Raw genomic sequence first — 24037 nt, forward strand, 5'->3', positions numbered from 1 at the left:
GCGGCCCCCGTGCCGAGCACTTCCGGGACACGCCTCCGTCGCATGCCGGTCAACATCCGTCGCCCGCCCGGCTGTTGGCCCTGAACCGACTGACAGTGCAACAGCGGGCCCCGTACCATGTTCAGTCCTGTTGGCGACCGATAGCGGAGACCCCTGATGGCCCGTACCGCACTCGGCCCCGCCGGATCCGGCCACGCCTTACAGGCGGGGGCGTCGCGTTGCCTGCCACATTTACCCCCGGTGTCGCCGCAGATTCGGCAGGCCCAGTCGGCGCAGCCGCCCCCGTACCCCTACCAGAGCTCCACCGGCTGGTCCGCCCTGGTGCGCCAACTCCGGGACCCCCTCATCGACGGCTTCTCGGCCGACTGTCAGGACCTTGTCGCAGCGGATGCCCAATTGTGCGGAATAAGCGCGCGCGATTTCGACATCCAACTGCGCCTGCACGCCCCGCTGATTTTCCGGGCAGGCCCGGTGTGGTCCTCGGAGGCACTTTACGAAGAGATGCGGCCACGGCTCATCACTCGCTGCAGTCGGCTGTCGAGCTACATCAAGGATGCGGATCTTCTCGCCAACAGTTCTCTGCTCCTGGGGGGCGGTGAGGCCCGGAGGGACTTCACCGTACGGCGGTCGGACGGATCCTCCGTCGGGGTGAAGTTCGATGTGGTTCCACCCAGTCACGGCTATCTCTATCAGGCGAAGCTGCACTACATGCTCAGCGCTCGGGCCGACACCCTGATAGAGGTCGGATGCTATTTGCAGGGGGCGTCCCACCCCGTCACCTACCTCGCCTTCTCCGTCTGCGACCGGCCAGGTGTGGTGGACGCGCTGCGACGCCAGGGGATTCCCGCCGAGCGCGGCAACTTGCTGATCCTCACCCGTGCCCTAGGATTATCGGGAGCGGTTCGAAACCTCATGAGCTTTACCGTCGGGCAGGCCGTGCGGGCATTGCGGACCATGGGATGCAGGTTTGTCGTGACGGCCTTCAACCCCCTGCTCGGCTTTACGGGTTCGGCGCTCCACGCCACGAACTTCGTTCCCTTTGCGACAGCGCCGGTAGCGTACTGCTATGACCAGTTCGGGAGTTATGTGACGCGGCGGCAGTCTTCGTCGGACAAATGCACGGACCGCAAAGTCGGAAACTATCGGAACCTCTTGGTCGTGCTCGGCACGGACAGCACAGCGAGAAAAGAAATCCGGACAGTGAAATCCCTGCAACACGTAGCGGAGCCCGCGGACGACACGTCCGCCGACGCGCCTGTGGCGCTCGACCCCGATGAGCTCCGTGACTTCCGCGAACGCCTGGAAGCCGTCTGGTCGCTCAGCACCGCCCACCCGAGCTACGCCCGCGAGCCCCTGTCGTCGAAGGGGCAGTGCGGAGTCAGCTCGGTGTGGCTGGCCTGCCAACTGCGGACGCGGCAGATCGAAGCGACCTACTGCTACGGGAGGCTGAGCTTCGACAACCCCTCGATCGCGTCCGTGGACCACCACTGCTGGATCGAGATCGGACGTCCCGAGGAAGCCGACCGCCAGGTCATCGACCTGACCTGCGACCAGGCGGACGGCTTCGGTGAGCGGGTGATCTACCGCCGGCACGGCGAACTCGCCCGCGACGGCATTCACTACCAGCCCGTGACGCGACTGGCGGTCGACGACCTTCCGGACGACCGTGTCTGGCCGCGCTACAAGCGCCTCGAAGAGTCCATGCGCGCCAAATGGGGTATGCGCACCCTGTGCGACGCGGTCTGAGGTCCGACGGGTCGCGCGACGACGCTCAGCCTCAGGGGGGACGTGAGCATTCAGGAAGAGCGCCCGCAGGTTCTGCTGCTGTCCTCGAACCTGCGGCGCCGATACGCCGAGGACATCCTCACCGCGCTGGCCCTGCCCCGGGGCGCGCCACCATCCAGTTCCGCTATGAGGCGCAGTACGTGGCCGCCTCGCTGCAACAGAGGGTGGCCACCGGGGACATCCTCCGCCAGCGCGCGCTCATCGGCTTCATAGTCGACGCCACGACCCCGGCCGACTGCTTCCTGCTGCCCGTCCGGGTCGCCGAGATCGTGGCCGCGGAGTGCGTGGCGGAGGTCATCCTCTTCAAGCTGCGCGTGACCGACCACGTCGACCTCGACGACTACTCCCTCTCCCGCGCGGAGATCAACGCCGAGAGCCGCAAGGCCATCGACAAGATCGTCGAAGGAAACGGCGGCACCTACTACCCCGCCGTGGTCAAGTTCCCCGCCTTCCCCATCCGTACGAGCGGGGACCCGGCGCAGCTGTGGATCAGCGTCGCCCGACGCCTGGCGCTCCACCCCACCTTCGAGAACTCCTACTTCATGCGCGTCGACCAGCCCGTCCATCTGACCGGCTCCACGGCCTTCGCCTTCGAGCCGCAGGGCCGCCTCAGCCTGGGGGACCGGCAGCCCGCGCGGCTCCCGGTCAGCTTCTACTCCCAGCGCTACACCGAAACACCGAAGATCACCCTCACCTGCTCCACGGACGGCCGCTTCCTGCGCGTCTCCTCGGACGACTCGCACGACGTGGCGCTGCGCTACGACTCCACCGAGTTCTGGCTCCAGCCCGAGGCCTCGTCCTTCGACGCCCTCACCCATGTCACCATCCGCCTGGGCCCCGCCGAGGCCGAGACGACCCCCGTCGCCGTCGTACGCTTCCCGGTCATCATCAAACACTCCCGCATGCGCCTGCTCACCCGCGTGAGCCTGAGCACGCTGGGCGCGTTCCTGGTAGCCACCCCGGCCATCCTGGGCGCGCACTCCTCCCTCACGGCGCGCATCCTCCTGGCGGTGATCGGCTCGGCGTTCCTGAGCACCGCCACGATCGTCATGGGGCGGCCCCGGAGTTGAGCCGCCAGGGCGGGCCGGTGAACTCGTCGCTCACTCGCCGGGCCCGAGCCTGCTCACCCGGTGGTGGATCTGCGCGGCCCCTTCCAGGAGGGCCTTGGCCTTGTCCGGATCGGCGGACTCGGCAGCTCGTGTCTCCAGGTCACGCACATGGCCGTCGAGCCCGGGGTCACGGGCGAGCGCGTACTCCGCCCACCAGCGGGCCAGGAACGCCGGTGCCGCGCCGATGTCGTAGGTGTCAGCGATCTTGTCGCGCCAGTTCGCCTCGAAGTCCGCCAAGAGCTGCGGCGCATGGGCGGCGATGGCGGCACGCAGAGCCGGAATGCTGCGCTCGGGCATGGGGGGCACGCCGTGAGGATGGCCAGGGGCGGACGCCACGTCTCCTCCTCAGGTCGACCCTCGTCACGATAGTCCCCGACATGGCGGGCAAGGGCCCCTCGGGCAGAAACCGGCCGTCTCCCCCCCCCAGCATGTCCCGGGTCCAGGCGAGCCGTTGTCGGCTCACCTCAACCCCAGCTGGCGACCCATGCGTCGATGGTGCCCTGATGCTGCGGGCACAGCGCCGGTGCGGCGCCGATGAGCGCCCCGGTCTCCTTCAGGTTGAAGCCGAGGCGGAGGTAGGCGACGGCGTCGTCGACGGCCTGGCCTTCGTCGAGCATTCTGCAGACCTGGCGGCCTTCGGGGGCGATGAGGTCGGGTGGTACGCCGTCGAGGTCGCCGGGATCCCCCTTGGCGGCCTGCATGGCGTAGACGGCTTCTTCCGCCGCGCGCCTCAGGGCGGCGGGGCTGCTGTCGGACTGGTCGTCGCCGCCACAGGCCGTGAGCAGGAGAACGGCGGCTGCGATGAGGGCGGCGGCTGCGATACGGCTGTACGTCACGGTGTCCCCCAGACGGTTGAGGGGCCCATCTGACTGCGGCGGGGCGCGGGTTGGGGCCCGCTGTTGCCGAGCCGTGACGCCGAGGACGCCGAATTCACCCGTGCGTGGCACCGGGCCTCACAGTGCCGCTGAGCGCCACCACCATCGCAACGGGACGTCCCCGAAGCCGAGACGCCCCGATCGCATCAGCTGAGCGGGCGTGCGCGGGACCGGCTCCGTACCGCGTGAGCCCGGTCCCGCAGCCAGTGGCCAACTCGCTGTCCCCTACGGCTCGCCCCTCCGCGAGGCGAGCCTCTTGAGCCCCCACGCCGTGACCGCGAGGACCGCCCCAGACCCGAGCGAGGCGAGGAAGCCCGGCAGGCCCGCCCGCAGCACCGCGTCCCAGGACAGGTCCGGCGGCTGCTGCGCGGGGACGACCGCCGGGGCGTCCGGCGGGGTGTCCGGTCGTACGGGCACGGTCGCCGCGGCCTCCGGCGGCGCCGGGCGTACGGACGCGGCCGCAACCACCCGAGCGGGCCCGGCCGCCTCGGCGGGAGCCGTGACCGCGAGCAGGATCAGGAGCACGGCCCCGGCGCACGCTCCACGGCCGCCGCCGGGTCGAGCGTCTCGCGGTCGACGAGCACGGACCGCCCCCGCCCCGCCCCCGTCCCGGTAAACCGCCCCGCGTCGGACACCTCGCTCTTTAGGATGACTCATTGCGCCCCCTTGTGGCGTGAAGGGCCGGGCCGCCCCTGCTGCCCGCTGACGGCGGCCCGGTTCGCGAAACCGGCGGCGGATCACCGACCGGCCCATCCAGGAGACGCCCCCAACCACCCGCACCCGCACCGCTTCGACCGGGCAGCGACCGTCAGTGCGTTCCTGACACGGCGTTGACCTGTGGGACTCTCGTTTTTTCTGACGAGATCTGACAGGGGGCCCGGCCGTGCCCGTACCGCAGTCGGCACATGCGCACGAGGAACCGGTGGGCCCGCAGCAGCGCCTGCGCGAGCTGCTGGAGAGGCTCACCGTCGCCGCGGGCAGCCCGTCGGGGCGCGACGTCTCGCGCCGTATCAGCACCGGCGTACCACCCGCGTCCCTGTCGCACCAGACGGCCTGCCTGATCCTCAAGTGCGAGCGCCCCACCACCGAGAAGAACCTGCTGCGCGTGGTCCGGCAGCTGCTGCGGATGGACCCGTGCCACACCCAACTGCCCGACCAGGAGCGGCGGGCCCGCGAGAGCGAGGTGTGGGAGGAGGCCCACGTCCTGTGGGCGGCGTGGCGGTCCGACCTCACCCGCCGCGCCGAGGGGCCGCTGCCGGGGGCGTTCGCCGCGCAGCTGCGCGGCGCGGTCCTCGACGGGTGGGGAGACTTCGGCGCCCTCAGCCGCCGCCTGGAGAAACACCTGCCCGCCGAGCAGGCCAAGGCCATGTCCCCGAACCTGCTCAGAGCCTGGGCCGAGGGGACGCGCACCCCGCAGCTGCACGAGCTGGAGCTGCTGCTCCGCCTGCTCGCCGAGGACGGCCGGGCACTGCCCGCGCACGACCACCAGGCCCTGCTGTACGCCTACTTCAACCTCCTGCGCCACCACGACCCCGACCGCTTCCGCCAGCACCTGCTCGCCGCCGAACGCGACGCCCTGCGCGAGTACGCGGCCCACCTGGAGAACGCGCAGGAGCGGGCCGTACGCCGACAGCACCACGACCGTGCCGAACACCACGCCGCCCTGGCCCGTATGCGCGGCCGGCTGCGCGAGGCCGAGGAACGCGCGGAGCGCGCCGCCCTCCTCGCGCGCCGACGCGGTGACGACGTCGTACGACTGACGGGCGAGGCGCTGAGGCTGCGGGCGGACCTGGACGCGGCGCGCGCCGCCACCGGCCTCGCCGAGGGACGGATGGTCGAACTGCGCCGCGAACGCGATGAACTCGGACGCCAGTACGTGGAACTCGCCGCGGTCAAGGAGGCCGAGGACACCCTGGCCCGGGCGGCCAAGGAGGCCGCGACCTGGCCGACCGCGGCGGAACACCTGCGCCCGGCGACGTACGCGCCCGTCGCCCCCGACTCCCCTTACACGTACGACGCGTACGGCATGTACGTCGATCCCTACGCCGTGTCCGACCCGTTCCTGCTCCCCGGAGCACCCGGCCACGCCGATCCGCATACCACCACCGACACCCCCACCCTCCAGCTCACTTCGCAGCTCGCCCGGCCGACCACCCGTCCGGCCCTGTCAGCATCTGACACCTGGACCACGCCGCCCCGCCAGGCCACCACGGCCGGCGCGGGCATCGCTGCCTGGGCGGTGGTCCGTTCCGTTCCACGCCCGGCCCTGCTCCCGGCACGGCGCGGGGACCACGCACGGGGCCCGGCGGAAGCCTCCGCACCCCGCCCCAAACGCCCGCGCGGCCGCCTGCGCTCGCTGTTCCAACCCGGCTACGGCCGCCACGCGCGACCACGCGCCTGAGCCTGTTCCACTCTGACGAACCGACCACCGGCCTCCTACGAGTGCTCGATCTTCTGGCCGTCGGGGACCTGGTAGCAGCCGGAGATGACGTTGATGCCGATGCTGGGGGTGCCGCGCTTGCCGTACTCGACGATCGAGACGCTCATCTTCTTGGCGTCGTTGTCGGCGACGAGATTGAGGTTCTTGTTGGGGCTGTTGTCGTAGTACTCGTCCTTGAGCACCCAGCCACCCGTGTTGAGCTTCTCCTTGAGGTGCTTCATGGCGACGGCGGTGTCCGCGCCGGAGTTCGGCTCGAAGTTCCACGGGTGGTAGACCTGGAAGTACTTCTTCGGATCCTTGTCCCCGCATGCCGAGACACCGGGCCCGGCCTTCGAGGCTTTGGCGGGCACCCCGGCGAAGTCGAAGATCTGGCTGGACACCGCTTTCACGGCGGCGACCGCGTCATCCGTGCTGGCTGTGCCTGAGAAGGGGGTCTTCGGGGTGTCGTCGTCGCTCATGCCACATCCACTGAGAAGAAGGCCGGTCAGTACGAGGGGGAACAGGGGGATCAGGGCGCTGCCCGGGCGGCGCCGACGAGCAGCGGGGAGCGGTGCGCGGAGCATGCGGGTCCTTGGCGGTGTCGGGAGGGTCGCTGACGGTCGGGTCGGTGCGAGTGCCGGGGCGGCCTGGGCGGAACGCGTCATCGGGGATCGGTGACCTCGCCGTACTCGCCGATCACGACCAGCGCCTGGTTCTTGAGAGCCGTGGTGTCTCTGTTCCAGTACTCGCTGTGCCCGTGCGCCCCCTTCGTCTCCGTGGGGCCGCTGCCCTCGGCGTGCGTGTTCATCTGGTTCGCGCCGAAGGCCTCGTCGCTGGGGATGAGGAACACGCCTCCGCCCATCTTCCACTGGCTGCCGCCGTGGCCCCAGCGGCCGATGTCGGGAACCTTGTCGCCGTCCGCTTCCTCGTTCCACACGTGCCCCTTGGGTACGTCCATTTCACCGGCCGAGCCCACCTTGACGCCCGGACTTCCCGCGAAGATCACGTCATCCGCGTTGAGATCGCCCTTCTGGGCCGCAGCACCGATGAGGGTGGTGCCGTAGGAGTGCCCGATGGCGGTTCGGTGGGGCTCGCCGGAGCCGCTGTACGAGGCGTCGAGTCCGTCCATGAACTTCCGGTAGGCGGGCGCCCCGTCATAGGCGTAATGCTCGAACGGGGAGTCCTTGACGATGTCCTGCGGGGCGTCGTAACCAAGCCAGGCGATGGTCGAGACGGAGGCATCACGTCTCGCGTGCTGGGTCTGGCGCCACAGCTCGGTCGTCCGATCGACACTGCCCCCGAACCCCTCCAGGTTCGACGTCGTACCAGGCACATACACAGCCTGATGCTGAGCCGTGTCCGGGTTCCCGTTGGCCAGGATGGCCCGCCCATGGCCCTCGGGGCTGAACCCGAGCAGATACGCCTCGGGCATCCCCTCCTCACCGGTCCGGTCGAACCGGTTCTGGATGGCGCCCATGCCCTTGAGGGACGACTCCAGATGCCGGTACCGGTCCCCGTACTTCTTGTCCCACGCCATCCACTCGTCGGTGTGCACCTTGACGGGGATCATTCCGCCCCGGATCCACGTCCACTCGTTGGCGGGCGCCTTCGGCATGCCGTTCAGTTCCGTCTGGTACTGGCCCCGCCGCTCGTCCAGGACCATACGGTTGGCCTCGTCCCGGACCGTGGCCGGAAGGCCGTCGAGGCCGCCGACCGTGTCGGGGTGCAGCGCGGTCCAGTCGGCCTGCTGGTCGGGGGGCAGGCCCTTCCACCAGTCCGCGTTGGCTTTCGGGCTGCCGTCCTTCGGGGGGTGGGGGAGGGAGTCGAGGTAGTGCTGGCCCGCTCCGCGTACGCCGTCCGTGTCCTTGCCGACGTCCGCCCAGTCCCCGTCGGAGACGACCAGGTCGTCGTCCGCCTTGAGCTTGCGCAGCTGCGGCGCCCACTTCTGGTCCGTGTCCGTGGCCTCCTTGACGGCCTCGGCTATGCGGTTGGCTATGCCCTGGGCGATGGCGTGGTTGGGGTTCGGGTCCTGCTCGACCGCCTGCTGGTCGATCGACCCGGCCGCCCCGGTGTACTTCGACGCGCCCGCCGAACCGGCCTTCGGCGGTGACCCGCCCGGATTCTCCCCGGCCGCCGGATAACTCACCGCCCCGTCCGCGCCCACGGTGAACTTGTGCTCGCCCGCCTCCGACAGCGCCCGCTTCAGCTTGTCCTGCGCCGGACGCATGTCCGACGCGAACGCGCTCAGGGCGGTGGCGACCAGACCGCACTCGACCTGTACGTAGTGGAAGTCCTTGGCCACTTCCCGCAGTTGGCCGACGGCGGCGTCGGCCGTCGCGCCCTTCAGGACCTTCCGCATCTGCGCGGTGATCCGCTGCTCCAGCGCGTCCTTCGCCCCGCTCGCCATGTCGCTCGACGAGCGGTACCCGCTCGCCGCTTCCTCGAACTCGTGCAGCTTGAGGGCCTTCAGCGTCTCGACATCCACGGCTCAGCTCACTTCCCCTCGCCGCCGACGGCGGGGGTGTCCTGGTACTGCTTCCCGAGCTCGACGAAGAGTCCCCTGATGTTGTCGTCGGTCAGCAGCAGATCGTTGCCCGCGCGCTCCAGGGCGCCCTGCAACGCGGTGCACCGCCCGGACAGCTTCTCCAGGTACGTCTTCCAGCTCTGGTAGACCTCGGCCTGAGCGGCGGCACTCTCGACGCCGCCGCCGGTGCCTAATCCTTGCTGCCCGGTTTCCAGCCCGCTCAACGCCTTCTTCGTATCCCCGCTCAGCCCGCCGACGGCACTACCGGCGGCCGTCCAGGCGGCTTTGCTGGACTGCACATCGCCTTTGCCGTCGCCCTTGCCGCCGCCGTCCCCGGCACCGGCGAGCCGCATCCCGCCTCCGGGACCGCTCTTGAGCTGAGCCCACTCCTGCGCGAACGAACCCACCCGTTCCCCCTCAGTCACGTCTGTCCCGCCCGTCACTCCGGTCCTGCGCCGCCGCCAGGCTACAAGGAGCGGAACGGAGGCTTCTGAGTACCCGTACTCAGATCGCGCGTTTCACCGGGTCCCGGGGATGCGCTATATTGGATCTTGAGCTCGCGCCCGTAACAAGCGGCGGCGGGCCCGGCGTTGGTGGTCCAAGGAAAGGCGCCCCACTTCCTGTGGGGAGATGCAGGTGCAAGGCCTGCCCAGCGCTCGATGAACAAGGGCCCCGGCCTCCGTATGGAGGCCGGGGCCCTTTTCTGTGCCGCCCGTCGGTTCTTCGACTCTTCGACGGGAACTCGGCGGGCTGTGACCTGCGGCGGAGCGCGCCCGCAAAGAATCATGGTCCGGGCGGCCATGAAACCCCGAGCCCGTGCGCACTACCTAGCTGCCAGGGCAGCGGCGGCGTCGCTGGAAGGTGTTCGTGCTTCACCCGGTGTTCCGGTCCTTGGCGCTGTCGCTACTAGCGCGGGTTACACCTCGCAGACGTTCGAAAGGAACCGCCCATGGCAGCGCAACGCACCGAACCGGGCGATATGCCTGGTTCACGTGTGAGGGTGCCGACAAAGAGCGGCCCAGCGCCTTACAAGTGGGGAGAGGAGGAGACCGCGGGCGCCTTCGTCGAGCACCTGACCGTTGTTGCGGCACGACGGCTCGAGGACATCGACAAGTGCCGTGAACTGGGGCAGGAAGCCTACAAACTGCTCGGTGAGGCCCTTCAGCGGGGCGTCGTCATCACGACGTCCGAGCGGGCGTACGCGGTCGGGATCCTGTACCACCTGATCAACGCCCACCTGCGGGAGCAGTACCACCTCAGTGACGAGGAGCCCCCGGAACGGGTCGTGTTCGTCGATCTCGGAGCGTCCGTCGAGTTCGAGGAGACCCTCTCTCTCGTACGGCAGGCACTGACGCCCAGTCAGTACGCCTGCTACGTACTCCACTACATCGACGACCTCGCCGCACCGGACATCGCCGAAGTGCTCGGCCTCCCTGTCGAGAAGGTCCACGGCTTCCTCCACCGCGCCCGCGCGGCGCTGAGGCAGCCGGCGGTGAAGGAACTACTCGACCCCCAGGTATGAGAGCCCTAGTCCGGCTTGGGGATCACGGGCCGCGGTGTGCGGGAGCCGCTGCACGCCGTGGATCGTGATCCCTTTGCGGGGCCTAGGGGCCTCAACTCCGAAGACACCAGGGAGAGATCCGTGTCAGATCTGCACACACTGCTCCTGGAGCAGATCCGGGAGAGGGACGCACGCGTCCGTGATGCGCTTGCAGCCTCGCGAACTGATCCTTCAGGGCCGCCCCCTCCTGAAGAGGACTCCGTCGAGAACATCGGGGGCTCCGACAACGCGAGCGGGCAGGATGAAGAGACCCAGGCGGGCAGCGACTGGTCCGGCACCGCACCGGTGCCACGTGCACGCAGCGGTTCGGCCATGCGCCGCGAGCTCCTCGCGGTGGTCGCGCTCGCCGGAATGGGCATGGGGCCGGCCATGGCGTCGGCACCCGACGGTGTGGTGTTCCAGGTGGCGGCACTCCTGGTGCTCCTGTGCGCCGCGACGGTGGCCGTACTCGTCTGCCACCACGGCGCCGACCGGCCTCCTCGGGGGAACGTCCCCGACTGGCTGCCCCGCCAAGTGAACGCCTGACGCCGGCCCGCTGCGCGCCACATCCGTACCCAGGCAGCGGGTCTGAGGGATGCCTCGAAAGACGACCGGGAGGGGAGTGATCTGACGACAGATCAGCCAGCAGCACTGCGGCTGAGACCGACTCACACCACGCTTGCCGGGGGCTCGAACACGGCAGGGGAATTGCCGTGTTCCGTGTGCCTGAGAGCAGGCGGACAGCAAGGACCAGCGGGCATTGACGCACCATCCGGGGGATGACAGCAGGCTGACGACGCCGCGGTCCGTCATGAAGGACACGTCTTGTATGTCGTGACCTGGGGGAAGTGTGCTGGTGGGTGACGAGCTCGGGGGATGTCACCCACCGGCACGGCAAGAACCGGACCGCGCCCGCAGCCCGGGCCGGTCCGTGAAGACAGTCATGACCTGTATGACCTGCACGACCTGATGGGGAGGCCTGTGATCATGAAGACACACGCGTCCGAGGGCGGCAGCCCGTCCCTGACCGAAGAGCCGGACCCGGGACGAAGAGACACGGGTGTCTACGGGTCCATATCGGCGCATGCCGTATCGAAGGGCCGGCCCCGCTTCGGCGGGACCGGCCCTTCGGTATGCACGACGCGGGTGGCTTGAACGGTTCCGGCGATCTTGTGGACGCCGTGGTGCGACGGGAAGCATGGCGCGGCCGCTGCTGTGTGCGCAGTCGGCAGAGAGGAGCGGCCGTGGCCGCCGACGGATCCCAGGGCGACAAGCCCGAGTTGACCATCGCGTCGTTAGGGCATGCCGGGCATGGAAGACCACGATGGCCAGCGCGCTGGTCAGGACGCTCGCGAAGGCCGGGGGAAGGCAGGCGGGGGCGGGGGAGGCGATCCCCGGCAGCGGTGTTCGCCGTTTCGCGTACGAGACGTCCCGGCGCCGGTACCGGCACTGTGACTGCCCCGCCGACGAAGTCCCCGACCTCCTGAAGGCCGAGTCGCTGGACGGAGCGGTTCTGGTCGTCTCCGCGATGGACGGCGTCATGCCCCAGACGCGCAAGCATGTGGACCTGGCGCGTGCGGTCGGTATACCGCTGTTCGTTTTCTTCAACAAATGCGACCAGAACCAAGATGCGGAATTGCTGGAACTGACCGAGATGGAGGTCCGCGATCTGCTCAGCCGTTCTGGCTACGACGGCGCCGACATGCGCGTGGTCCGCGGCTCCGCCCAGGCAGCCGCCCTCGGTGACGACTTCTGGACCGGCGAGTTCGGCTACCTGGCCGAGGCGCTGGACGAATGCATTCCCCAGGGGCGGTCGCGGAAGGAGATTCCCGGTCGGGCTCGCCTGGTGGCCAAGCGCAGCGGCAAGGTGCTGGAGGTCGACGGCGGCTCCGCGAGGAACGACGATGGCGGGCGGATCCAGCAGTGGGGCTGGGAGCGCGGCGGCAACCAGCAGTGGCGCATCGAGCCGGTCGGCGACGGCTACCACCGTCTGATGGCCGTGCACAGCGGCAAGGCGCTGGACGTCAGCGGGGGCGTGGGCGAGACCCGCAACGGTGCGAGCGTCCACCAGTGGCAGTGGGTGAACGGCGACAACCAGAAGTGGCGCATCGAGCCGATAGACGACGGCTGCTACCGCCTGGTGGCCAAGCACAGCGGCAAGGTGCTGGAGATCGACGGCGGTACGGCGAAGAACGACAACGGCACGGTCGCCCAGCAGTGGGAGTGGGTCGGCAGTGACAACCAGAAGTGGCGTCTGGAGCCCGTCCAGGACGACCAGCGGTAGGCCCTCCCACCGCACACCGACGTAACGCCCGCCTCGACAGCCTTACGTAACGTGAGGGCTGCGGCCGACGAACCAGCCACCGGCGGGCGCGTCGGCCGCAGCCGTACAGGGAACCGACGCAGCCAAGGCGAAAGCCTCACAGTCGGACCGCCCGCGCGGCCCGACGCTTCTCCAACTGCCGTGAGAGCCACCACGTCAGCTTGAACATGAGCGCCGCCCAGACCAGGCACCCCCCACCCATCGCGGCGTTCTGGCAGGCCAGGAAGAAGATGCCGGCGGCGATGCCCGCCAGACAGAGGACCGCCGAGCACACCAGGGCCGCCCGGCGTACCCAGTCGCCCATCAAGGACCGGATCTCACGGACCATGTCGGCCTCGACGATCGGCGGGGTGCACGCCGCCCAGGCCGCCAGCCGAGCGGCCCCGCGCCCGCGCACGTGCTTCTGCACGGCCCGGGACGCCTGGGCAAGCGCACCGGCACCACCGAGGCCCGCCGCGGCCAGCGAACCGTTCAGCAGGACCAGCCAGTACGCGCCGAACACCCCACCGGCCACCGTCAGCACATAGCCGAGGACATACGTACCTTTCAGCAGCATGTCGGTGACATACGCACGCGTCTGCTCACGGACCATCGCAAGGTTCACCGTGTCCTCCGATCACTTCCCGCAACGGGGGTTCAGCCCGGTCGGCTCGACAGGGAAGTGCCGCGAGCGACGGCGTTTGTGGCTGCTCGCGCTGTGATTCTCGACGGCCGTCGCAGACCGGCCCGGTCACTCATTGGAGTGGGCCGAGTGTGAGGCGCCTTTCCCACGGACGGCGCCCTGACAACGTGGAGTTGAAAAGAGGAGGCGTATGTCCGATCGCGGTACGCCTGACGGCTCGGCGTCCGAAGGCCCTGCGCCCGGCTACTACCCCGACCCGAGCATTCCCGGGTACATCCGGTACTGGGACGGCCGCGCCTGGGTGCCGGGCTCCAGCCGACAGGCGCCGCAGGAGGGCGGGGTGCTTTCCCAACCGACGCCGCCCGCGGGCCCCGTGTGGTCGCTGCCCCTCCAAGGCCCCTTCACTTCCGTGGAAAGGGGCGAGAGGGCGGCACCGGTCGTACGGCGGTTCGCCGCGCGGGCCGTGGACGCGCTGCTGAAGTCCGTCATCGTCGCGGGCGCATCCGCACCCCTCTGGCTCGCGGCCCTCCGGCACGTACGCCAGAGGATCGACGACGCCGCGGCGGCGGGCCAGTCGACGACGGTCTGGCTGATCGACGGCACGACCGGCGCCCTCGGGGCAGCGGTCGTCGCGGTCGCCCTGGTCACCGGATTCTTTTACGAGGCACTGCCCACGGCCAGATGGGGGCGGACGACCGGCAAATGGCTGTTCGCGCTCGCGGTTGTCGACGTCGAGGCGATGACGCCCCCCGGCCCCCGCCGGGCGACGCGTCGCTACCTGACGCGATTCCTCCTGAACGTCCTGATCATCGGGTTCCTCACGTCGTCCCTGTGGCCCGTGGCCGACTACCCGAGGCGCCAGGGCTGGCACGACAAGGCCGCCCGCACCTGGGTGGTACGGAGGAGCGCGCCCCCCCTCGACTGGAAGCCGCTGCGCACCCGCCTTCGGCGGCTGATCGGCCCCGTACGACGGTGGTACGAGTCGTGGGCCCGGCGGCCGGAGAGGACCCGTACGACGGAAGCCGCAGCCAAGGCGGAAAAGCCCCAAGGCAGCAAGACCCGCCTCGACTTGGTGGGCCTGAGCGACCGGCCGGAAACCGCAGCCGCCGTGGGCTCGATCGAGGCCGTCCTGGAACGCGTGTTCCGGACCCTGGGCCCCCCTCCCGAGGGCCTCTCCCACGACAAGGAACCCGTAGTCCACGGTGGCGGAGGGAACGCGCAATGAGCCAGGGACCTTCACCTTCCACACCGTCCACCGGGCGGTCGACCGGGCTGGACATCGTCCTCCAGTGGGCCCAGCTACCGCCGGAGCACCTGGAGATCGCCCTCAAGGCGATCGAGCCGGAACTCGCCAGGGAACACGAATGGCGCATGGAGCAGGCCAGACTGAAGTCGCTGGACGACAAGGACCGCAGGGTGCACGCCCTCTACCTCGGCGGCCTGATCGCGGGATTCGTCCTCTCGGCGGGCATGCTGACGGGCGCGGTCCTGGTCGGCATGAACGGCGCCCCCTGGCTGGCCGCGCTGCTCTCCGGCCCGAGCGTGATCTCGCTGGCCGGCCTCTTCCTGCTGCGCCGCGTCGACTCCGCCCACGCCCGAGAACCGGGCCGCGCACACCGAACGGCCCTGTCCGGCATGCCCGCCCAGCAGCCCGCACCGGCCGATCCGGCGGCCAACACGGGCGTGGTCTGAGAGGGAGCCCCGAGCCGGAACCCCGACTCCCGACTCCCGAGTACGGTGCGGTCGTGATCGTCCACCCGCAACAGCCACTCCTCTTCCTAACGGCCAGGCCGCGGACCTTGCCGACGGTGACGGCGGTAGGCGTCTCCCTGGGCAAATCCGCTACCGGCTGCTTTCCACACCCCGTGCCTACGGGATGACGAGTAGCTTGCCGGTGGTACGCCGAGCCTCCAGATCGCGGTGAGCTTGGGCGACCTCGGCGAGCGGGTAGCGGGCCGTCACGGTGGTCTCAAGCACCTTGGTGCGCACCAATTCGAGGACGTCGGTGGCGCGTCGGAGCAGCTCGGACCGATCGGCGATGAAGTCCCCGAGGCTTGGCCGGATCAGCGTCAGCGAACCGCCCTGGGCGAGCCGGATGGGGTCGAAGGGCGGCACTGCGCCACTCGCGGCGCCGAAGAGCACCAGGTGGCCGCGGGGTCGCAGGCTGGCGAGGCTCGCATCGAAGGTGTCCCTGCCGACGCCGTCGAAGACGACAGGCAGGCCCTGGCCGCCATGGAGCCGCTTCACCTCGGCCGCGAGATCGTCCACTGTTGAGTAGAGGATCACCTCGGCGGCTCCGGCTCGCCGCGCCAGCTGGGCCTTCTCCGGTGTCGAGGTTGTGCCGATCACTCTGCCGCCGAGATGGGTGATGAGCTGAGTCAGCAGAAGCCCCATGCCGCCGGCGGCAGCGTGCACGAGCACCGTGTCGCCCGGCTGGACCGGGTAGGCGTCCTTGACGAGGTAGTGCGCCGTCATGCCCTGCAGCAGCACGGCGGCGGCGGCCTCGAAGTCGACGCCGTCGGGCAGGGGCACGAGCCGGGAGGAGTCCACGACGGCCTGCTCGGCATAGGTGCCGGGAATCTCCACCCAGCCGACCCGGTCTCCCACAGCGACGTGGGTGACGCCGGGTCCAACCTCGAGGACCGTGCCCGTGCCCTCAGTGCCCGGGGTGAAGGGCAGCGGGAGGGTGTACCGGCCCTGGCGGTGGTATACGTCGAGGAAGTTGACGCCGGACGCGGCGACCTCCACGACCGCTTGGCCCGGGCCCGGCGTCGGTTGGTCAATATCGACCAGCCGCAGCACCTCGGGACCGCCCACTTCGGATATCTGAATCGCTCGCATGACCCCTCCTGAAACGGCAAACCTCCCTCACCAACTCCACTCGTGGCGATCCGATTCCCGCTCGCGGTGAGGTGTCGTAGCCGTCACGTTCAGGTCGGGGACATGCGGGCCGGCGTCGACCGCGACAACATCCACGTCGACACCGCGAGCGGTGCGAAGGCATTCCGCCCGAAGCACGGCCTCGTGATGCGGCTGCCGCGCGAGAGCGACACCCCTTCGGCGCGACGTCCGCCCAACTCCCGTACGGCTACCCGACCTACGAGACAGGGCACGGCCGCCGCCCCCCGGCCGTCGACGCCAACCCGCTGATCACCCGTACGTATGGATCGACGACGAAATCACCGACCACGACCGGGCGTGGACCGAAGCCCACCACCCGGGCCGTGCCCTACTCCACCGGGTCGACCCGCGACGCGGTTTGACGGACGAGGACTTCGCCGTCGTCGAACGATGGCTGCGGGCTGTTCAGAAACGTCAGGGGAACAGTGATCAGAACAGCGTGTTGTAGGCGTTCCAACCGCCACCGATCCGCGTCCGAGGCGCGTAGGGAGCGGCAGCGTTGCCGGTGCCCTTGTACAGCCACAGGACCCCCGCCGAGTCACGGGCGACCAGGTCGGAGCGGCCGTCGGACGTGAGGTCGCCGGCGCCGGTGAGGGCGGTGTAGGCGTTCCAACCGCCGCCGATCTTCGTACGGGAGGCGTAGGGGGCGGCCGCGTTGCCGGTGCCCTTGTACAGCCACAGCACACCGGAGGCGTCGCGGCCCAGCAGGTCGGCCCTGCCGTCGCCGGTCAGGTCGCCGGGAGCGGTGAGGGCGGTGTAGGTGTTCCAACCGCCACCGATCTTCGTACGCGAGGCGAACAGCCCGGCCCCGTCACCCGTACCGCGATACAGCCACAGCACGCCGGAGGCGTCGCGGGCGACCAGGTCGGAGCGGCCGTCGCCGCTCACGTCGGCCGAGCCGACGAGCGTGTTGTACGTGTTCCAGCCGCCGCCGACCTTGGTACGCGCGGCGAACAGGCTGCCGTTGGCGCTGCCCTTGAAGTGCCACAGCACACCGTTCTTGTCCCGGGCGACCACGTCGCCGGTGCTGTGCACGGTGACCGGGCCGAGCGAGCTGAGCGCGGTGTACTGCTGCCAGCCGTCGCCGAGGTCCCAGCGCTCGCCGTAGGGTGCGGCGGCCTTGCCCGTACCGTCGTAGTACCGCAGCAGGCCCTTGGCGTCGCGGGCGAACAGGCGGTAGCGGTCGCGTACGGGATAGGGGCTGGACACGGCGAAGGTGCTCTCCGCGCTCGGGTTGCCGCTGCCGTGGTCGACGACCTCGAAGTCGGCGCGCGCGTTGATCTTCCAGGCGGCGACCGCGGGGCCGGAGGCGAGCGTGTACGTGACGGTGTGCTCGCCCGCGGGCAGGTCGCAGCGCACGGTGTCGCCGCCCCCGATGGAGTCGAGGGTGTGGCCGCAGGAGCTGCCCGGCCCGCCGTCCACCGACTGGACCTTGATGTCCAGCTCGTCCATGTCGAAGGGGCGCTCGTCGCGGGTGCGCTCGAAGTTCACGCTCAGGTGGCCGGGGTCCTCGGCGTGGACGTGCACGGTCTGTACGAGCGAGGAGTTCAGCGGCACGTCAGGCGTGCTCAGCGTGACGTTGCTCTTGGCGGCCTGCGCGGGCGTGATGACCTTGATGACGGCCGCGGTGGGGTTCTGCGGGTCGGAGGTGGTACCGGCCAGCTGGGCTGTCTTGACGGCCGCCGCGATGCTGGAGCCGCGCGGCGCGTAGGCGATGCCCACGTACGCGGTGGTGCCGTTGGCCGCCGAGGCACCGGCCGCCACCTCGGGCTCGTCGAGGGGGTTGTCGGTGGTGACGGGGCAGGCGAAGACACCGGCCGCCCCGGCGTACACCGTGCACCCGTAGTGCCCCGCGCTGGCGGTCAGCCCGGCGGGCATCCCCCCACCGCTCCAGGAGGCGTCAGTGAGCGGGGCCTTGCTGAATGCGTAGACCACGGTCCCGTCCGGCGTCCCGGCAGCGCCGTCGCCCACGCCCCAGCTGTAGCCGGGGCCGAGCGTGAGGTTGCGTACGGCGGGATGGAAGCCCGCGTCGGCGGCTGCGGGCTGCGCGGCGCAGACGCCGGCGGCGCTCAGGGTGGTGGCCGCGGCGACCACCAGGGCAGCACGAGTTCTGGACTGACGCACGAAGATGCCCCCAGGGCAGGGTGGGCGGCCTGTTGCGGCCGCTGCAGCGCCTGGATCCCCCCTGGCGCGGGAGGAGACTATCGGGTGGGTGTAGGTGTGACGGCGGTGGGTGGGTCGGCAACCGGTCCCGTAACCGGTGCCGTGGTTGTTCGCCGTCATCGGGCGATCGCCATCATGGAGCCATGGCCAACCCACATCTGACCCCCGGCAGCATCTGGCGGCTCCACCACGGCGACCAGGTGATTGCCCGGCTGACCGTGACCGGCACCGACATGCCGTGGACCCATGCGGACGTGGAGCCACTTCCCGGCTTCGACGAGTTCCGCCCCCTCTTCGCGGAGCAGGAGCGGGCCGTCGAGGAGGACGACTGGGAACGGGCCGACACCTGCTACGCCCGGATCCGCGACACGCTCACGATGACGTTCCCCGACGGCAGCCCTGTCGCCGAGTTCATGCTGCACATTCATGGTGACGGCACGGCGGGCTGGCGTTGGGACGACGAGCCTTTCGAGGCTGTGCGCGAGTGACGCGCACCCGCGCTGGGCACCGGCCGGTCTCATCGGCCGTCTGAGTGTGTCCGGTCGGCTTCGTGTGCGGACGGGAAGGCGTGTGAGCGCGCGGGAGCGGAAGGACAGGTGGCCCTCCACGGGTTCGCGGCAAGCAGGTCGCCACCGCGTTCATCGTGCCTCTCAGGCAGTGGAGGGTGGTGCGGTCAGTGGTTGAGGTCGCACTTGTTGACTTTTTCCTTGGCTTTCGGGTCGGGGTGCGGACTGTAGTACTTTGCTAGGCCTTCCGGTGTGAAGAGGGCCAGATTGTCGTTGGTGGGTTCGTGGAGTCCGGTCAGGCCGGCTTTGTTCAGGCAGTCGTAGTGCTTCTTGGCCTTGGCGAGTTCCTCTGCGGGCGATTCGTCGTCTTCGAACTGTGGTGCTGGGACCTTCTTGTTGCAGGGGGGAACGATCTCCTTGTACCACTTCATGGCGAGGGGGCCGCCTTCGAGTACGCCGCCCGCTTTCCCTATCACGCTGCCCATGTCTTCCCTGGGTATGACCTCGCCGGCTTCCTTCCCCTCGGTCATGACCTTGGTCTCGATGCCGGCGGCCTGTGCGGTCTTCGTGAGGCAGGTGTTGTGCGCGGCCCTGTATGCCTCGAATGCCTTCTCCGCCTCGGGGGTGCCGGGCTTGAGCTTCTTCCCCGAGGGGGCGCCGTTGCCGCTGCTGCCGGTCTGCTTCCCGTCGCTCTTCGGCAGCCAGGCGACCTTCTGCTCTCCTCCACCGTCGGCCTTGGTGGTGTCGTTGCCGCAGCCGGTCAGGACCGTGGCCGCGAGGATGCCGGTGAGGGCGGCGAAGCAGACTTGCCGCCCCCGCGGACGGTTGTAGGAAGAGGACATGGACGTACTCCAAATCTCAAAGTGGGAACAAAAAAAGGGGGGGCAGGCGCCCGCTTGGGGGCGGAGTGCGCGGTGGGCTTCAGCGAAAAAGAGGGTGTGAGCGGCGCAGGAGAGAGCGAGTGATTCCCGCGCCACCTCCAACGGGCGACTCACGACGCTGAGTTGTGCAGCTCTCGCATACGTACATGCCCCCGCCCCTCGGTAGTTGAACGATCACTCACGATAGGGGGCATTCTTCAGCGCAGCGGCTAAGTGAGGCACACCTTCTTTGCAAGGTCTTCCAAGCCTGCTGCCTCACCGGTAGGACTGCTCGGACAACGCCCTTCCCGGAGGTCGTGCACGAGAGTTCGGGGCCAGCGTGGCCGGCACGCCGACTGCACCGATGACGATCCCGAAGAAACTCGGGGCGAGGTCCCCTACCGGCGCGCCTTCCGACCAGCAATGGCTGCGGAGCACAGCAGTGGGGCGAGGCGGAAAAGCCGACGCAGCGCCGGTACTGGTCGCTCGCCATGCCGTAGACCGCGAACGTTCGATTCGACGGAACTCCGCCGCAGGCACGATCCGAGATACCGACCGGCTCCTCTTGAGTGAGTACCACCTGCACTGCTGAGTCCGATGTTCAGTTGCGGGCAGATCCTTTGGGAGGAAGTGAATGATGGCCGAGATGAAGGCGTCCCACGCCCGCAGCCCTCGTGGCAAACGACGTGTAGTGGCGATCGGTGTGCTGATCACCACCGGGGTGATGGGCATCGCGTCGGTGTCCTACGGCGGCGAGGTGTTCGATACCGGGGGAAAGACCACCGCCACGAGTCAACCCGACTGCGTCCAGCCGGGAGGCTCGCTGGGGAAGCCGGGTACGGGTGCTCCCGGTGCCGGCGAACCGAGCGCGAGTGTTCCGGCTGGGGGCGGCCCCGGTGCGGGCGCGCCTGGTGCGGCCAAGCCGGGTGGAGGTTTACCGGCGGGGGGCAACCCCGGTGCAGGGAACGCTGGTTCGGGTAGTCCGGGCGCGGGTGTTCCGGGAGAGGGTGTTTCGGGAGGGGGCGACCCGGGTGCGGAGAATCCGGGTGGGGGTGTGCCGGGCGCAGGAAGCCCGGGCACGGGTGTTTCGGGAGGAGGCGACCCGGGTGCGGGGAATCCGGGTGGGGGTGTGCCGAGCGCGGGAAGCCCGGGCGCAGGCGTGCCGGGTATGGGCGATCCCAGCCCCGTAGAGCCGAACGAGCAGGAACAGACCGTGCCGGAGCCGACGGGGCAGGACAAGGCCGAGGAGGAGCCGGCGCAGGGACAGGCCGCAGAAGAGCAGGCCGAAAACGCGCCCGCCGAGGAGGAATCCCCCCAAGAAGGGTTGAAGCTCGAAGCGGCGACGGCGGGCGCAGGTGCGGCGGACGGACCGTGCGGGAACCCGAACAGTCGCCAGCCCCGCGGCGTCTGGACTGAAGGCCCTGGTGCGCCTTCACCGGGGCATCCGGGAGCGAAGTTCAGCGTCGAGCTGTACAACAGCATCGCCCGGATGCCCAACAAGGAGTTCATCAACTTGCGGAACCGGGTCATCAAATCCCGGTCGGCGGATCCAAGGGCGGCTCAGCTGAAGCGCAGCTTCTACGCCGATGGATGCAGCTATCCGTTAATGAAAGGACTCGGGAATTGGATTTCTTGGCAGTCCACAGTCGATGCGTGCCTTCAGCACGACTTCCGGTACACCGTCGGCCCGAACACCCTGACTCAAGCCTCACAGAAAGCGGACCGGTCTGGAGCCGATCTTCAGCTCGGGATCAACATACAGGAGGGGGGCCACTTCGACAGTATTCCCAATGGGTATATTTTCTATAAGGCGGTCGACGCGTACGGCAGGGATCATTATGTGACTCAGCCGGGTACGGTCGGGGAAAAGACTATTGGGTCGATGGCTGACCTGAACGCCATCCTCCAGGCCTCGTCCTCGTAGCACGGCTTCCCTGGCTTGCGTCGGCGCGGTGTGCATAGCCGTCGGTGAAGAGTTGCTTGGGCACCTACGAGCCCGGAGCACTCCGGCTCTCGGTGGCCACGTCGAGGCCCCAGCTGCCTCAGTCGTCGACGGCGCACCCCTGCGACCTTCTTGGCCTTCGCGAGTTCCTTAGTGGGCGATTCGTCCTTCAACGGGGCCGTGGTGCAAGGATTTCCCTGCCGCAGGCACGGATGATCTCATCGCGCCACTTCTTGGCGAGCGGACCGTCTCCCCCTGCGGCGTCCTTATTGGGTCCGACCTCGCCCTTCGCCTCCCCCTCGGTTATGACCTCTGTCTCGATGCCGGCGGCCTGCGCCCTCTTCGTCAGGCAGGTGTTCCATGCGGCCCAGAATTCCTCGGATTTCTGCTCTGCCTCAGGCGTGTCGGACGTGACCTTCGTCCTCGGCGGGGGCGTCGTCGCCGCTGCCGGTCTGCTTCCCGTCGTTCTTCGGAAGCGAGGTGACCTTGGTGTTGTCATTGCCGCAGCCGACGAGGACGGTGACCGCGAGGATGGCGGTGAGGGCGGCGGCGCAGGCTTGCCGAACCCGCGGGCGGTTGCAGGGAGAGGGCATGGATGTGCTCCGATCCTGGTAGGGGGAAAGGGGGTTGGGGTTTGGAGTCAGGGGCCCGCGAGGGCCCCGGTCGGGGTGAGGCGGGCAGTGCATACGCTTGGACAGAGGCCAGCGACGGCGCTGACGCCGTAGAGGCCAGGCCACCGAGGGCGGCCGACGCAGGGAACGCCGTGGGCCCGGACGGTGTGACGGCCCACGCCGCCGCTCCCGCCACGCCGTTGGCGGCACCCGCCGGCCCGCCCAGGAGGCGCAACACCAACGACTTGGTGAGGAGGCGGATCCGGCCGCGGGTAGGCACCCGGGGTCCGTCGTGTCCCGATCGTGGTACGCCGCTCTAGAACCGATAGATCATGGTGTGGGCGACGACGGCACTGTCAGAGAGCCGGGCGACGGCCGCGAGCCCCAGAACAGGGCCGAGGAGCCCGGTTCGGGCAGCAGCGGCGTCAGGCGCGGGATGCCCGTGATGGTGAACCAGGTCGCACCGATGAACCGGGGCCCATGAGGTCGTGCAGGGGCAGGTCGGTGATGTCCAGGCGGCCGCGGGCGACGATCGAAGAGATGCACGAGGCGTCGCCGGGGGGTCCGTGTGCGGGACGCCGATGGCGCCGCTGGGGTCCAGCACCACTCCAGCAGGGGTGGCATCGCTGGTGGCCAGCAACAGTCAGGGGAGGGGCCCAGGCAGACCACGTCGTCGACATGGGCGACGGAGGGCTGTGCGACGCGATGAGTCCCAGCGTGAGGCCCTCGACTCCATCTGCCGGAGCCTGTCGTGGCCTTCGGCCCGGCTTGGGGCTGGGGCTGGGGCGGAGCTCGTGGGGGGCTTCAGTGATCGAGGGGCCGTAAACGATGAAGGAAAGGCGGAGTGATTCCCTCTCCCTCTTCAACGGGCGGCTCACGGCGCCGGATTGTCTGGGTTTCACATACACGTCCCCGCCCCCCATGGTTGATTGATCGCTAACGATAGGGAGCATTTTTAGGCGCAGCGGCTAAGCGAGGTACACCTGAGTTACGAGGTCCCGAAGGCCGCCGCCTCACCGTTGGCCGTTCGTGCCTGCCGGAGGTCGAACACGACTGGGTCGGTGGAACGGGGGCGTGGTCCGAGCGGCTCGGAAGGTGCGGCGGCGGGCCTGGAAGGCCTCGGGACTTAGGTGTGCCTCACTTAGCCGCTGCGTCCAAGAATGCTCCCTATCGTGAGTGATCATTCAACTATTGAGGGGGCGGGGAGATGTATGCGGGATCTGGTCAATCCAGCGTCGTGAGCCGCCCGTTGGAGATGGAGAGGGAATCACTCGGCCTCTCCGACAACACGTACGCCCGCTCGATCGCCGCAGCCCACCGCGCACTACCCCCAGGCCTACACCGCCCGGAGAACACGGCACGTTCCGGCAGGTCGAGTCGAGGGGCACGTGCGGGCGCAGGCTCCGTATGACCGGGCTCGACGCTGACCGGTCAGCGTGCTCCGGCCGCCCGCCACCGCGCCGGTTGGTGCGGTGCCCGATTCCGCGTGCAGCCGGAATGTCTCGACCAGTCGGTGTCGGACCATCCCCGCGCGGGTGACCAGCTATTTCTTCTGCACTCATCTTGTACAGCCATGGAGTTGAGCATGTCCATCGTCATTGCTCTCCGGGGGCTCGCCGCTGACGCGATACGAGCCGATGGTGAATCACCTGCTCCCCGCTTCACCGCCAAGGGATCCGGCCGCCTCCACCGGGGCGCGATCCAGTGATTCCTGCCCTCATAGCGCAGCGGCGGGCCGACTCTCCGGTCACGGCGACCCGTCACGGGCGGCTGTACGCACTGGACGGCCTGCGGCTGCTCGCCGCGCTGACCGTGGTGCTCTACCACTACATGGCGCGCGGCGGCGGCTGGCACGGC

Annotated in this window: 22 protein-coding genes and 1 pseudogene; 12 read left to right on the forward strand and 11 right to left on the reverse strand. The window is 69.2% G+C overall.

The annotated features are described in order from the left end of the window. Positions 1-240 precede the first annotated feature (240 nt). Positions 241-1746, forward strand: coding sequence for a hypothetical protein (locus IE252_RS37740; protein WP_190094011.1), 1506 nt, complete (start codon positions 241-243; stop codon positions 1744-1746). A 179-nt stretch (positions 1747-1925) separates the two neighbouring features. Next, positions 1926-2855, forward strand: a complete 930-nt coding sequence (locus IE252_RS37745; RefSeq protein ID WP_190094012.1) for a hypothetical protein — start codon at positions 1926-1928, stop codon at positions 2853-2855. A 30-nt stretch (positions 2856-2885) separates the two neighbouring features. Here the strand turns inward: IE252_RS37745 and IE252_RS37750 are convergent, their stop codons facing one another. The 3 genes from IE252_RS37750 to IE252_RS37760 form a co-directional block, all read right to left on the reverse strand. Next, complete coding sequence (locus IE252_RS37750) at positions 2886-3191, reverse strand: hypothetical protein (RefSeq protein ID WP_190094030.1); 306 nt, start codon at positions 3189-3191, stop codon at positions 2886-2888. A 167-nt stretch (positions 3192-3358) separates the two neighbouring features. Next, positions 3359-3730, reverse strand: coding sequence for a DUF732 domain-containing protein (locus IE252_RS37755; RefSeq protein ID WP_190094013.1), 372 nt, complete (start codon positions 3728-3730; stop codon positions 3359-3361). Positions 3731-3994: 264 nt separating this feature from the next. Then, positions 3995-4294: a hypothetical protein gene (locus tag IE252_RS37760; protein ID WP_190094014.1), complete on the reverse strand. Its 300-nt coding sequence runs from the start codon at positions 4292-4294 to the stop codon at positions 3995-3997. 358 nt (positions 4295-4652) lie between these two features. Between IE252_RS37760 and IE252_RS37765 the strand changes: the two genes are divergently transcribed. Further along, positions 4653-6170, forward strand: coding sequence for a hypothetical protein (locus IE252_RS37765; protein ID WP_190094015.1), 1518 nt, complete (start codon positions 4653-4655; stop codon positions 6168-6170). A 35-nt stretch (positions 6171-6205) separates the two neighbouring features. On the opposite strand, the gene IE252_RS37770 is transcribed toward IE252_RS37765, so the two are convergent. The 3 genes from IE252_RS37770 to IE252_RS37780 form a co-directional block, all read right to left on the reverse strand. Then, on the reverse strand, positions 6206-6667 hold the full coding sequence (locus tag IE252_RS37770) for a hypothetical protein (RefSeq protein WP_229849055.1): 462 nt from the start codon (positions 6665-6667) through the stop codon (positions 6206-6208). Positions 6668-6849: 182 nt separating this feature from the next. Further along, positions 6850-8673: an alpha/beta hydrolase gene (locus IE252_RS37775; RefSeq protein WP_190094016.1), complete on the reverse strand. Its 1824-nt coding sequence runs from the start codon at positions 8671-8673 to the stop codon at positions 6850-6852. An 8-nt stretch (positions 8674-8681) separates the two neighbouring features. Continuing rightward, positions 8682-9119 carry a hypothetical protein gene (locus IE252_RS37780; protein ID WP_229849056.1) on the reverse strand — a complete coding sequence of 146 codons (438 nt, stop codon included), beginning with the start codon at positions 9117-9119 and terminating at the stop codon, positions 8682-8684. A gap of 542 nt (positions 9120-9661) precedes the next feature. On the opposite strand from IE252_RS37780, the gene IE252_RS37785 reads away from it, so the two are divergent. The 3 genes from IE252_RS37785 (at position 9662) to IE252_RS37795 (ending at position 12536) form a co-directional block, all read left to right on the forward strand. Then, the gene (locus tag IE252_RS37785; RefSeq protein WP_190094017.1) at positions 9662-10234 is read left to right on the forward strand and encodes an RNA polymerase sigma factor; all 573 of its coding nucleotides are present in this window, start codon (positions 9662-9664) and stop codon (positions 10232-10234) included. Between the two features lie 351 nt (positions 10235-10585). Continuing rightward, positions 10586-10798 carry a hypothetical protein gene (locus IE252_RS37790; RefSeq protein ID WP_190094018.1) on the forward strand — a complete coding sequence of 71 codons (213 nt, stop codon included), beginning with the start codon at positions 10586-10588 and terminating at the stop codon, positions 10796-10798. A 778-nt stretch (positions 10799-11576) separates the two neighbouring features. After that, complete coding sequence (locus IE252_RS37795) at positions 11577-12536, forward strand: RICIN domain-containing protein (RefSeq protein ID WP_190094019.1); 960 nt, start codon at positions 11577-11579, stop codon at positions 12534-12536. A gap of 136 nt (positions 12537-12672) precedes the next feature. Here the strand turns inward: IE252_RS37795 and IE252_RS37800 are convergent, their stop codons facing one another. Beyond that, positions 12673-13131, reverse strand: a complete 459-nt coding sequence (locus tag IE252_RS37800) for a hypothetical protein (protein WP_229849057.1) — start codon at positions 13129-13131, stop codon at positions 12673-12675. Positions 13132-13387: 256 nt separating this feature from the next. Between IE252_RS37800 and IE252_RS37805 the strand changes: the two genes are divergently transcribed. Together IE252_RS37805 and IE252_RS37810 are read left to right on the forward strand one after the other, a co-directional pair. Further along, complete coding sequence (locus IE252_RS37805) at positions 13388-14422, forward strand: RDD family protein (protein ID WP_190094021.1); 1035 nt, start codon at positions 13388-13390, stop codon at positions 14420-14422. Next, the gene (locus IE252_RS37810) at positions 14419-14889 is read left to right on the forward strand and encodes a hypothetical protein (RefSeq protein ID WP_190094022.1); all 471 of its coding nucleotides are present in this window, start codon (positions 14419-14421) and stop codon (positions 14887-14889) included. The genes IE252_RS37805 and IE252_RS37810 overlap by 4 nt, the downstream gene beginning before the upstream one ends. A gap of 177 nt (positions 14890-15066) precedes the next feature. Here the strand turns inward: IE252_RS37810 and IE252_RS37815 are convergent, their stop codons facing one another. Continuing rightward, positions 15067-16038, reverse strand: a complete 972-nt coding sequence (locus tag IE252_RS37815) for a quinone oxidoreductase family protein (protein ID WP_190094023.1) — start codon at positions 16036-16038, stop codon at positions 15067-15069. A gap of 313 nt (positions 16039-16351) precedes the next feature. Between IE252_RS37815 and IE252_RS43620 the strand changes: the two are divergent. After that, positions 16352-16546 (forward strand): annotated as a pseudogene (locus IE252_RS43620) (hypothetical protein); the annotation flags it as partial. On the opposite strand, the gene IE252_RS43625 reads toward IE252_RS43620, so the two are convergent. Then, complete coding sequence (locus IE252_RS43625; RefSeq protein WP_229849058.1) at positions 16528-18222, reverse strand: FG-GAP-like repeat-containing protein; 1695 nt, start codon at positions 18220-18222, stop codon at positions 16528-16530. The pseudogene IE252_RS43620 and the gene IE252_RS43625 overlap by 19 nt on opposite strands. A 182-nt stretch (positions 18223-18404) precedes the next feature. On the opposite strand from IE252_RS43625, the gene IE252_RS37825 reads away from it, so the two are divergent. Beyond that, positions 18405-18749 carry a hypothetical protein gene (locus IE252_RS37825; RefSeq protein ID WP_190094024.1) on the forward strand — a complete coding sequence of 115 codons (345 nt, stop codon included), beginning with the start codon at positions 18405-18407 and terminating at the stop codon, positions 18747-18749. 185 nt (positions 18750-18934) lie between these two features. Here IE252_RS37825 and IE252_RS37830 read toward each other — a convergent pair whose 3' ends face one another. Beyond that, entirely contained in the window at positions 18935-19609 is a 675-nt protein-coding gene (locus IE252_RS37830) for a hypothetical protein (RefSeq protein ID WP_190094025.1), read from the reverse strand. Between the two features lie 1186 nt (positions 19610-20795). On the opposite strand from IE252_RS37830, the gene IE252_RS37835 reads away from it, so the two are divergent. Then, positions 20796-21551: a hypothetical protein gene (locus IE252_RS37835; RefSeq protein WP_190094026.1), complete on the forward strand. Its 756-nt coding sequence runs from the start codon at positions 20796-20798 to the stop codon at positions 21549-21551. 413 nt (positions 21552-21964) lie between these two features. Here IE252_RS37835 and IE252_RS37840 read toward each other — a convergent pair whose 3' ends face one another. Beyond that, entirely contained in the window at positions 21965-22162 is a 198-nt protein-coding gene (locus IE252_RS37840; RefSeq protein WP_190094027.1) for a hypothetical protein, read from the reverse strand. A 1603-nt stretch (positions 22163-23765) separates the two neighbouring features. On the opposite strand from IE252_RS37840, the gene IE252_RS44055 reads away from it, so the two are divergent. Further along, entirely contained in the window at positions 23766-23888 is a 123-nt protein-coding gene (locus tag IE252_RS44055) for a hypothetical protein (RefSeq protein WP_268248458.1), read from the forward strand. Positions 23889-24037 lie beyond the last annotated feature (149 nt).

It is taken from the genome of Streptomyces melanogenes, from assembly GCF_014649795.1.
GTDB classification, from domain to species: Bacteria; Actinomycetota; Actinomycetes; order Streptomycetales; family Streptomycetaceae; genus Streptomyces; species Streptomyces noboritoensis.